Source organism: Parvibaculum sp., from assembly GCF_035511255.1.
Classification (GTDB): domain Bacteria; phylum Pseudomonadota; class Alphaproteobacteria; order Parvibaculales; family Parvibaculaceae; genus Parvibaculum.
On record NZ_DATKFR010000258.1, the window covers coordinates 1 to 10,190 of the forward strand.

Sequence of the window (10,190 nt, forward strand, 5' to 3'; positions counted from 1 at the left end):
TTCGGGCGTGAAGATGAGCTGGCAGGACAGCCGCGACCATGGACCGCCATAGTTCTGGTCGAGCATGTCGAGCTCGTCCTCGCGCGGCGCATGGAGCCTTGCCGCCCATTGCGGATCGACCTCGATCTGGCAGGTGCCGCAGGCGCAGGCGCCGCCGCATTCGGCGATGATCGGAAAGCCGTGGTCGCGGATGATTTCCATCACGCGCCAGCCTTCCAGGGCATCTAGCCTGTGCTCGGCGCCCTCACCGTCAGTCACATAGATATGCATACACAACAACTCACGTAAGTCGGACTCAGGCGACGCCGAGCTTCTTCTGGAGGCTCGTCGAGGAGGTCGTGTACTGGAAGGTGATCTTGGCTTCCGGATTGATGTGGCGGGCGGCGGCCTGCGCCATCAGCGCGACTTCGTGGAAGCCCGACAGGATCAGCTTCAGCTTGCCCGGATAGGTGTTGATGTCGCCGACGGCGTAGATGCCCGGCGCGTTGGTCGCGAATTTTTCGGTGTCGACCGGGATGAGGTTCTCATGGAGATTGAGGCCCCAGTTCGCGATGGGACCGAGCTTCATGGTGAGGCCGAAGAAAGGCAGCAGCGTGTCGCAGGCGATGTCGAAATCGACATTGTCGTTGCCCTTGATCGTCACGCCTTCGAGCTGGCCGTTCGCCCCGTGCAGCTTCGTCACCTGGCCGAGATGAAACTTCATCTTCTCTTCCTGTACGAGACGGTGCATCTCGTTGACCGACGCGGGCGCGGCGCGGAAACCGTCGCGGCGGTGGATCAGCTGCATCGAATTGACGATGGGATGCAGGTTGATCGTCCAGTCGAGCGCGCTGTCGCCGCCGCCGGAGATCAGGATGTTCTTGCCACGGAAGGATTCCATCTTCTTGACGGAATAGAAGACCGACTTGCCTTCATATTCCTCGATGCCGGGGATGGGCGGACGCTTCGGCTGGAAGCTGCCGCCGCCGGCGGCGATGACGATGACCTTGGTGTTGAAGACGATGCCGCCGTCGGTCCTGACGAGCCAGCTGCCGTCGGGCTGCTGCTCGACCTGCTCGACCATCTCGTTGAAATGGAACTGCGGATGGAAGGGCGCGGCCTGCTCCATCAGACGATCGGTCAATTCCTGACCTGTGACGAGCGGCAGACCCGGAATGTCGTAGATCGGCTTTTCCGGATAGAGCTCGGCGCACTGGCCGCCCGGACGATCGAGAATGTCGATCAGATGGGCCTTGATGTCGAGGAGGCCGAGCTCGAAGACGGCGAAAAGGCCGACGGGGCCCGCGCCGATAATGACTACGTCGGTCGTGATCGTCTCTTCAGCCATCTCTGTCACCACTGATTGCCAGTAAATACCGGAATTTTGTGTTGTTTTATATATTTCACATCAAGCGCCGCTTATATAGGTCTCCGAAACCGCGACGCCAAGCGAAATCTGCAGCCTCGAAAATCGCCGTCCGGGCCTTGTCGTTTTTCACGAAAATCAGAAAAATTTCGCGAGTGACAAGGGGCTCTCACCAACTATGTTACGCGCCTTCGCAGATGCGGGGATAACCGCGTCGAGGCCCGGAGAGCAACATGGTCAAGTGTCACACGATGGGGGAGGTTCGGCGGGAAATCGACCGGATCGACCGCGAACTGGCGAAGCTGCTCGCCGAACGGCAGGGCTATATCGAGCAGGCGGGCCGCATCAAGGGCGAGCGCAACGCGGTGCGCGACGAAGCGCGGATCGAGGACGTGGTGCAGAAGGCGCTGGCGGCGGCGGACCAGCACGGGCTTTCGCACGCGATCGCCGAGCCGGTGTGGCGGCTCCTCATCGAGAAGTCGATCGAGCACGAATATACGATCTTCGACGCGAAGACGCGCAAGACCGCCGGCACATAGACCGAAGCGAAAAAAAGCCTGTCAGAACTGCTTTTCAGGCGTCGTGACGACGAGACCTTCGAGCGCATCCGTGACCTTGATCTGGCAGGAGAGGCGCGAGTTCTCGCGCACGTCGAAGGCGAAGTCGAGCATGTCTTCTTCCATGCTCTCGGGCTTGCCGACCTTTTCCATCCAGGCGGGATCGACATAGACGTGGCAGGTCGCGCAGGCGCAGGCGCCGCCGCAATCGGCATCGATGCCGGGGATCATGTTCTTGATCGCGGCTTCCATGACGGTCATGCCGTTCTCGACCTCGACGGCGTGCTCCTTGCCGTCATGCTCCTTGAAGATGATCTTGGTCATGTCTGATGCCGGATTCTTGAATTGTTATAATGACTTAGCCCCATCACCCCGGGTCAAAACCGCATGAGCGACGTGGTGAGGTAGCATGCGGTTTTGGCGAGGTAAAGGACGGTTTTGGAGAGGGTGAAAGTGACGCAAAAGAGAGCCGGAGAGAAATCATGATTCATTTCTTCGCGAGACCGTCACCGGGATAGCCTAGGATCGAAAACCGACTCAGAAAACTTGTCCCCGCCCCGGAGCACCCTCCATGTCCCCCTCCTCCCCGTCCGCCGACCAGCCGCTCAACGTGCTCTTCATCACGGCCGACCAGTGGCGCGGCGAATGCCTCGGGCATCTCGGGCACCCGATGGTGAAGACGCCGCATCTCGACGCGCTGGCCGCCGAGGGCGTGAGCTTCAGCCGGCACTATGCGAACGCGGTGCCCTGCGGGCCGTCGCGGGCGTCGCTGCACACCGGCATGTATCTGCAGAACCACCGCTCGGGCACCAACGGCACGCCGCTCGACGCGCGCCACACCAACTGGGCGAAGGAAGTGGGCCGCGCGGGCTGGGACCCGGTGCTCTTCGGCTATACCGACACGGCGCGCGACCCGCGCGAGGAAGACCCGGAAAGCCCCTGGCTCAAAACCTATGAGGGGCCGCTGCCCGGCATCCGCCCGGTCTGCATGATGGGAAGCTGGCCGACGCCGTGGACGGACGATCTGCGCGCCAAGGGCTTCCCCGTGCCCGCCGACATCCGCTTCGCCTATGGCGAGCGCGCGCCCGGCGCCGATTACGAGGACGGCGCGGCGGCGCCGAAGCCGCTGATCTATCCGGCGGCGGAGGACGACACGGCGTTCCTCGTCAACCGGCTGATGGATTATATGGGCAACGCGGCGACGAAGGCGACGCCCTTCGTCGCGCATCTCTCGCTCTTGCGCCCTCACCCGCCCTTCGTCGCGCCCGAGCCCTGGAACGCGATGTACGACCCGGCCGAGGTGCCGGGCTTCAACCGCGCGGAAACGCCCGAGGCCGAGGGCCGCCAGCATCCCTGGCTCGCGCATCAGCTTTCGCGCAAGCTCTTCCGCGCGCCGGAAAACGAAAAGAAGCTCCGCAGGCTGAAGGCTTCCTACTATGGCCTGATGTCCCGCGTCGACGCGGAGATCGGGCGGCTCGTCGCCTTCCTGAAAGCGCGCGGGCTCTGGGACACCACGCTCATCGTCTTCACCTCCGACCATGGCGAGCAGATGGGCGACCACTGGCTGCTCGGCAAATGCGGCTATTTCGACGGCTCCTACCGCATTCCGCTGATCCTGCGCGACCCGCGCGCCCGCGCCGACGGGGCGCGGGGCCGCGTCGTCACGCGCTTCACCGAGAATGTCGACATCATGCCGACCATGCTGACGGCGCTGGGCCTGCCTGTCCCCGTCCAATGCGACGGGCGGGCGCTGGCGCCCTTCCTCGACGGCCGCGAACCGGCGCGCTGGCGCGACGCCGCGCATTGGGAATTCGACTTCCGCGACCCGGCCGACGACGCGGCGGAAGAGGCGCTCGGGCTGACGCTCCATCAATGCACGATGAACGTGATCCGCGACGAGAAGTTCAAATATGTTCACTTCACGTCGCTGCCGCCGCTGCTCTTCGACCTCACGCGCGACCCCGGCGAATTCGTCAACCGCGCGGGCGACCCGGATTATCTCGCCACCGTCGCGGCCCACGCGCAGAAGATGCTCTCCTGGCGCATGAACCACGACGAGCAGACGCTGACGCATATTTCGTTGACGGATGATGGGCCCGTGGCGCGGACGGCGGAGAGGTGGTGAGGTATCGACTCGGATTTCATCACAATATCAATCATCAACGTGACGAAATGTCGGATAATACCGATGAAAACGGCTATAACTCCTGAGAGCCTCCAACGATGCGTTTTCGTTCTTGGCGGGCATAAATCCCAACGCGGCGAGCATACGTTTGGGGCCACTGTGAATATGCTTATCTAAACGATGTTGTTCCCTCGATGAAAGTATGGGTGCGGATATGGACTGAATATCAGTCCATCCACGACTCGCGAAGTTCCAGCGAGTAAACGACTTTGATGGAAATTTCTCGCCTTCGTCGACATCGCTCACAGTGCACGTAACGGTCAACATTCGAGCACCATCCTTATACGACGTAACCAGCACTGGTTTAAAACGAAGATTGGGCTGAATAGCCTCAGCGTTCCGTACCGCTAGCTCGACACTCCTAGCCAGTACGACCGGGAGACCATCGTCCGAAATTCTCAGAACGTCGGTCGGCAAAAATTCTTCAATTTGCGCCTTTAGTTTCTCCGCCCGAAATTCGGCTGGACCTGCCGAACCGGCGCCTTGCCATTCATTGCCGCCACAAAGTGTTTGCGGGTTGGCATTAAGCGTCACCCGAAAAACGTCCCCATGTTTCAAGCGAATCAAGGTTTGAACAACTTCTTGAAATTGAGATCTCCGATCAGCGGTTGTGTAATCGAGCCAGACAATCACATTTTTCTTACCGGGGAACTCAGCCAGTATGTCATCTATTTTCGCAGGAAGATCGGCACTACTCAGCGGAATACACTTTGCGGCACCCGTGGGCCTATTGAATTTTTGCCGCGCAACTTCATTTTCATCCAAATCAAACGAAAGCTGCGACCGGATGCCAAGGTGATTGTAAATCGCATAATGATCTACTAGATGGCGCCCTCCCATTGATACGTAGACGTACTTCTCAATCCCGCGTGGAACGATTAAGCGCGTCAGCAAATCAATAAATATTTGCCGATCAATAAATTTATTCGGGCGCAGCTGATAAGGGATGTTATCGCCACTCATTTGCGCGACGCCTTCAAAGCCCGATCAAAGCATTCTTGCCCAACCACAGATGGCTTCTGGCCGCTCTCACCAAACAGATGCTCCGAAACGCTCCTAACTGCATCTTCTTTCCGAGTAAAAGATATCCTTCGCATGGGATTCCGCTGCTCGGGAACGGGCAACTTCGCAGAAAATTTCTTCGCCTTTTCGTTGCCGCGAATAGGAACACCATGTTTTGCGGCAAAGTTCACCTCAGTACGGGCATCTCTCTTCGTTGCCAAGTCAAAGTGCTGTGTGGCTTCGTCTTCCATGCCTTTCCATTTGTTGGTGAAGTCTGTGCATTCGCGCAACCCCTCCATGCAATATTTGCGAGCGAACAGATAGACGTCCGCCCCCACATCTAAATCTCGCTTGGTCGTTGATATCGGCAATTTCTCCGGTTCATCGGTCGAGAATATAATGAACCCCGCGATACCCCTAAATTGAGGATGATACTTTGGCACAGAGCCATCACCCCAGCCGGTTATCAAAGATTTGTCATTCTCAAGCACTAAGCGTTCATTGCAGATCACGGATATACCTGCCTGCTCTTTTTCTTGAGTTCTCTCTGCCGCTTCATCCACCTCCTCCATGCGCACCAAGGTGCGGTAGAAGCCGACCGTAACCCTAATATGCACTCCGTTATTCGTCGCCTCAAAGTCATAAGGGCGAATACCCTTATCCTTTGGAGAATCGGAGGTGTACAACTGCAATGTCTTTGGACGAACTTTTTCGCCATTCACCCATATTGAAAATCCTTTCTGCATTAAATAGCCAAAGTGCTCGGATACCTTATTTCTTAATTCATTTTGAAAGGCCGCATTGCCAAATTGGCGAGAAATTTCCTTTTTTAATGTAGGTACACAAATTGTAACGCCCTTTTCTTTTTTGTTTTTCAATGGCGCGATAGAGAGATCCCACTCTTGGTTTTCCGGCTCCAACCAAGCTCGATCATATTCGACGGAGAAAGCTCCGTCAGACGCGTAAGATTCTACAATAGCTTCTTGCCCGATTTTAAAAATCGCACGCTTCATACCGATGCCATACATACCAATCGTCGGTAGATCCTTATCTTTCTCGACTTTTGGGCGTCCAAGCAAAAAAGCGTCGGCGATCGCCTCCCGCGGTATCCCCCCACAATTATCTGTAATGTCGAATGACTTGGCCGAAAGAGTTAATCGGGCCTCGTATCCATCATAAGGTCTCTCTTCCGACCGCAAGCGACCCTTCAACTGTCGAGTGGCGCCATCCACGCAATTGTCTATTAAATCGAGAATTGCATCCGATAGGCCGATATCCCTAGTCAGCATAGAGACAAAAAATCGCTTTGTCGGCCCGCCCCATATGGTTTCGTGTTCGCTTTCTTTCTTCGCCATCCATCCCCCCCAATTTCAATTTATCTTAGCACCACTCTGGAACATTTCGACAAGCTCAAGTTTTTCTCGACCGGATTTCGAACGTTCTTTTAAGAACCTCCGTCGCCTCGGGAATTGATGCGACTTGGCATTGCCAGATGGTCGCCACTCGCCACCCAAGTAAATGCAGCTCTTTTATTTTGATTTTGTCTCTCATAACGTTGCGCTCAAATTTTCTTCGCCAAAACGCTACATTGCTTTTCGGCATCGTTGCCTTTTTGCAACCGCGATGGCGATGCCAAAAGCAGCCATTGACGAAGATAACGGTCTTCCACTTCGGAAAAACGAGGTCAGGCTTGCCGGGCAGATCGGCTCGATGAAGGCGAAATCGAAGCCCGAGCCGATGCGCAGCGGATCGCACAATCATCTCGGTCGATGTGTGTTTGCTTTTTACCGCGCGCATCATTTCGCTGCGCTTGCGGCGATCGACATGATCGACCATTAACCGTCGCCTTTCGCATCGCGAGGATTACAAGCGGACAGCTTAGCGCGAGAAGTCTCAGGCGGCGAGAGCGAGGCCGCCTTTGGCAACGATCCGCGAAAGCAGGGCTTGCGAGAAAACCGGCGACACGCTGTTCCCGATCATGCGGAAGCTGTGCCATTTCGTCGGATGGAAGACGAACCAATCGGGAAAGCCCTGCAGGCGCGCGGCTTCCCTGACTGTGATCACACGCGGCTCCGTCGGATGGATGGGCCGGATCGATTGAAACGATCCTTTGTCGGACCCCGTTCCTGCGCGCAACGTCGGGCACAGACCGTCCCAAGACAGACGCGGGCACTTACTGATGGTATCGGGCTTTCCCGGTTTCACCTTCTTGAAACGTGCGACCACTTCCTTCGTGTGCACGGTCTCGAACAATCCCGACACGGCATTTCTCGAAAAATATTCGCGCGCCTTTTTCCAACCGAGATCGGCCGGAGGCGCGGCACGCATTCTCTTCGCATAAGCCGACAAAGTGCGTCGATCGATTTCGGGATAGTCCGCCCAACCGAAGTCTTCACCCGCGCCGCGCCCCGCGATGGGCGGCGGAAGGTCGCGGATGGCATCGCTCACGGTTGTCGACTTGAGACCTGCGGTGTCGATCAGTGCGCCCTCATCGATCAGATCGATTTCGTCGGGGTCGAAGCCGACGACGATGACGCGCCGTCTCGAAGTGGCCGCACCGAAGTCGGCGGCATCGACCACGACTGGACCGACCATCGTGTAACGCTTGGCGACCTTTTCCATGGCACGGTCGAGCACATCGCCGTTGCCGGCGTCGAGCAAGCCCTCGACATTTTCCATCACGAAGAACTTGGGTCTGAGTATGTCGACTTGCCTATAGAAATGGCCCACGAGATCGTTTCGCGGATCGGCCTTGTCGCGCTTCCCCATACGGCTGAAGCCTTGGCAAGGCGGACCGCCGATGACGGCGTCGGGCCGCTCGCCACCGAGAATTTTCTTCCACGCGGCCTCATCGAGCTTCGCAACGTCGCCGTTGACGGCTTCGACCTTGGGAAAATTCCGCTTATAGGCGGACTGTAGGTTGGCATCGATATCCACGGCGGCCAGCGTCTTACATCCGGCCAGATGTGCGCCGAGCGAAAATCCGCCGCAGCCGCTGAAAAGATCGATCGTTTTTATACCGGAACCCGCCATGACACCCCCGTCTCACGCGCGCTCAATATGGCAGACTTTAACGCGCGTGACGATCGCAAACATGGGGACACGTAAAAAACTGCAAACCGCATCGGTCTCACCGAATCGACTTCGGTCAACCCATTATAACGAAAGAGGAATGCTCGCGCTCCCGCCGACGGCCCCCGTGCCGTGTGGCCTGGATCCCGGCCTGCGCCGGGATGACATTTCTTTTTGGGTTGGGGTGTTGCGTCCCTGACGGCCCCCTCATCCTACCCTCTCCCCGGAGGGGAGAGGGTTCTTATCATTGTCGGGTTTGGGGTGCCGCGTCCCTGACGGCCCCCTCACCCAGCTTCGGCTGGGGCTCGGCTTCGCCACTACCCAAGCCTTCGCATCCCTCTCCCCCGGAGGGGAGAGGGAGCTTGTCGATTGGGGGTGGGCTGGCCGCCTTGTCGTTTCCCGTGCATCATCCGGTGGCGGATGGAGTGCATAGAGCCGGGGGGCTGGCATGGACGGGGTGGTTGGGGGATTTGCGTTCGGCGTCTCGGCACTGGCCGGGATCGGCGGGCTCTGGCTCTTGCATCGGGGCGCGCTCGGCGAGGCGATGGCGCGGGCCGGGCGGCGGGAGGCCGAGGCGATCGAGCGGATGAAGGAGGCGGCGGCCGACGCCGCCGGGCGGCTTTCCGACACGGTGCGGATGCTCGAGGCGGCCAATGCGACGCGGCGCGCGCTGGAAGACGAGATGCGCGCCAAGGACGCGGCGCTGGGCGCGGCGGCGGCGGAGCTCGCGCCCTTCCGCGCGGGCGAGGCGGGGCTCCGGGCGCGGCTCGACGCCATGGAGGCCGTGTGGTTCGACGCCGGCCGCAGCGAGGAAGAGTGCCAGCAGGTGCTGGCGGACAATCTCTGGGTGCTGATGCCGGATTACGTCGTCGGGCCGGGCTTTCACGCCAGCGGCGAAAACTGGCTTTCGACCGCCTTCGAGAAACATTTCGACCGGCCGCGCGAGGACTGGGTCGGCGGCAAGGAGACGGACCATGCCTGGCGGCTCAGGGTCGGCGCGGCGGGCCAGCCCGATTTCTGCGGGCGCGCCAAGGCGACGGCGGGCTTCGGCGGGCCGGACGACGTCTATCTCATCGTCGAACTCAAGAAGCCCGGCATCGTCATCGGCTGGGACCATATCGAGCAGGCGCATGCCTATGCGCTGAGCCTGATGATGAATGTCGGGCCGGACATCCTGAAGCAACGGCGCTTCGACTGCCTCGTCATCGGCTCGGGCCTCGCGGAGGATACGGGCGACGCGCATCTGCGCTGGGGCAAGGAGGCGCATCACGCGATCCGCATCATGCCGATGACCTATCGCCGGCTTTACGCGCGGGCGAAGCTGATCGCCGCGCCCTTCCTCGACGGCGCGCTGGCGGACCCCGCCCGGCCCTACCCGCCCGTCGCGCCGCTCGCGGAGACGGTGGATGTGACGGATGAGGCGGAGGCCGTGGCGGCGGCGTGAGGGCCCTTCGAGACGCGGAGCTTCGCTCCGCTCCTCAGGATGAGGGAAAGATGTGTCATCCCGGCGAAGGCCGGGATCCATCGACGGCGGCGGCAAGCTGGACCGCGAGTGGGTCCCGGCCTTCGCCGGGATGACAGCTTTTGTTGGATTGGGAGCAAGGAGCGCCTCGCGCTCCACTTGTCATCGCGGCGTGGTAGGATCGCCGGACTGGTGAGGTTCAAGGGGTTTCGAGGATGGTGACGAGGCATTTCGGGCGGGTGTTGCTGGTGGCGGCGGTTGTTTCGGCGGCGGGGCCGGCGTGGGCCGCGAGCATGGAGCCGCGTTTCGGCAACACGATGCTGGGCACGCGGCCCGACGGGACGGTGCTGAAGCTCTATTACAACAAGGACCACAGCTTTTCCGGCGAGATCCAGCCGGCGGGGTCGCCGCAGGCCTTCGAGACCCGGGGGACCTGGCGGCTCGACGGCGGCAAGCTCTGCGTGAAGCCCATGGGCCCCGACGGGCAGGCCGGCGCGGAGAGCTGCGCCGTGCTCAAGGGCGACAAGGTGGGCGACAAGTGGCAGACCACCGTTCAGGGTACGGACG

Annotated in this window: 11 protein-coding genes; 4 read left to right on the plus strand and 7 right to left on the minus strand. The window is 59.8% G+C overall.

What is annotated here, in order from left to right; translation table 11 throughout:
- On the minus strand, window positions 1–258 hold a 258-nt coding region (locus VMR03_RS10255), incomplete at its 3' end, for a 2Fe-2S iron-sulfur cluster-binding protein (protein WP_325404851.1).
- A gap of 37 nt (window positions 259–295) precedes the next feature.
- On the minus strand, window positions 296–1,327 hold the full coding sequence (locus VMR03_RS10260; RefSeq protein WP_325404853.1) for an NAD(P)/FAD-dependent oxidoreductase: 1,032 nt from the start codon (window positions 1,325–1,327) through the stop codon (window positions 296–298).
- Between the two features lie 251 nt (window positions 1,328–1,578).
- Between VMR03_RS10260 and VMR03_RS10265 the strand changes: the two genes are divergently transcribed.
- Window positions 1,579–1,884 carry a chorismate mutase gene (locus tag VMR03_RS10265; RefSeq protein ID WP_325404855.1) on the plus strand — a complete coding sequence of 102 codons (306 nt, stop codon included), beginning with the start codon at window positions 1,579–1,581 and terminating at the stop codon, window positions 1,882–1,884.
- A 21-nt stretch (window positions 1,885–1,905) separates the two neighbouring features.
- On the opposite strand, the gene VMR03_RS10270 is transcribed toward VMR03_RS10265, so the two are convergent.
- The gene (locus VMR03_RS10270) at window positions 1,906–2,226 is read right to left on the minus strand and encodes a 2Fe-2S iron-sulfur cluster-binding protein (RefSeq protein ID WP_325404857.1); all 321 of its coding nucleotides are present in this window, start codon (window positions 2,224–2,226) and stop codon (window positions 1,906–1,908) included.
- Between the two features lie 247 nt (window positions 2,227–2,473).
- Here VMR03_RS10270 and VMR03_RS10275 point away from each other — a divergent pair, with 247 nt between their 5' ends.
- Complete coding sequence (locus tag VMR03_RS10275) at window positions 2,474–4,027, plus strand: alkaline phosphatase family protein (protein WP_325404859.1); 1,554 nt, start codon at window positions 2,474–2,476, stop codon at window positions 4,025–4,027.
- A gap of 27 nt (window positions 4,028–4,054) precedes the next feature.
- On the opposite strand, the gene VMR03_RS10280 is transcribed toward VMR03_RS10275, so the two are convergent.
- From VMR03_RS10280 to VMR03_RS10295, 4 genes are read right to left on the minus strand one after another with little or no spacing between them, the layout of a single operon-like run.
- Window positions 4,055–5,050 (minus strand): O-methyltransferase, encoded by a 996-nt coding sequence (locus tag VMR03_RS10280; RefSeq protein WP_325404861.1) that lies wholly within the window; start codon window positions 5,048–5,050, stop codon window positions 4,055–4,057.
- A complete protein-coding gene (locus VMR03_RS10285; RefSeq protein ID WP_325404863.1) occupies window positions 5,047–6,444 on the minus strand; it encodes an ATP-binding protein in 1,398 nt (465 codons plus the stop codon). Before VMR03_RS10285 ends, VMR03_RS10280 begins: the two co-directional genes overlap by 4 nt.
- Window positions 6,445–6,499: 55 nt before the next feature.
- A complete protein-coding gene (locus VMR03_RS10290; RefSeq protein ID WP_325404865.1) occupies window positions 6,500–6,925 on the minus strand; it encodes a DNA mismatch endonuclease Vsr in 426 nt (141 codons plus the stop codon).
- A 57-nt stretch (window positions 6,926–6,982) separates the two neighbouring features.
- The gene (locus tag VMR03_RS10295) at window positions 6,983–8,122 is read right to left on the minus strand and encodes a DNA cytosine methyltransferase (RefSeq protein WP_325404867.1); all 1,140 of its coding nucleotides are present in this window, start codon (window positions 8,120–8,122) and stop codon (window positions 6,983–6,985) included.
- Between the two features lie 487 nt (window positions 8,123–8,609).
- Between VMR03_RS10295 and VMR03_RS10300 the strand changes: the two genes are divergently transcribed.
- Together VMR03_RS10300 and VMR03_RS10305 are read left to right on the plus strand one after the other, a co-directional pair.
- Window positions 8,610–9,605: a hypothetical protein gene (locus tag VMR03_RS10300; RefSeq protein WP_325404869.1), complete on the plus strand. Its 996-nt coding sequence runs from the start codon at window positions 8,610–8,612 to the stop codon at window positions 9,603–9,605.
- 233 nt (window positions 9,606–9,838) lie between these two features.
- The coding region (locus tag VMR03_RS10305) for a hypothetical protein (RefSeq protein WP_325404871.1) at window positions 9,839–10,190 on the plus strand (352 nt) is incomplete at its 3' end.

Coding starts and splice junctions, on each gene's coding strand:
- VMR03_RS10270 (WP_325404857.1), bottom strand. CDS start 2,226: ATGACCAAGATCATCTTCAAGGAGCATGACGGCAAGGAGCACGCCGTC.
- VMR03_RS10290 (WP_325404865.1), bottom strand. CDS start 6,925: ATGGTCGATCATGTCGATCGCCGCAAGCGCAGCGAAATGATGCGCGCG.
- VMR03_RS10295 (WP_325404867.1), bottom strand. CDS start 8,122: ATGGCGGGTTCCGGTATAAAAACGATCGATCTTTTCAGCGGCTGCGGC.
- VMR03_RS10285 (WP_325404863.1), bottom strand. CDS start 6,444: ATGGCGAAGAAAGAAAGCGAACACGAAACCATATGGGGCGGGCCGACA.
- VMR03_RS10265 (WP_325404855.1), top strand. CDS start 1,579: ATGGTCAAGTGTCACACGATGGGGGAGGTTCGGCGGGAAATCGACCGG.
- VMR03_RS10300 (WP_325404869.1), top strand. CDS start 8,610: ATGGACGGGGTGGTTGGGGGATTTGCGTTCGGCGTCTCGGCACTGGCC.
- VMR03_RS10275 (WP_325404859.1), top strand. CDS start 2,474: ATGTCCCCCTCCTCCCCGTCCGCCGACCAGCCGCTCAACGTGCTCTTC.
- VMR03_RS10260 (WP_325404853.1), bottom strand. CDS start 1,327: ATGGCTGAAGAGACGATCACGACCGACGTAGTCATTATCGGCGCGGGC.
- VMR03_RS10280 (WP_325404861.1), bottom strand. CDS start 5,050: ATGAGTGGCGATAACATCCCTTATCAGCTGCGCCCGAATAAATTTATT.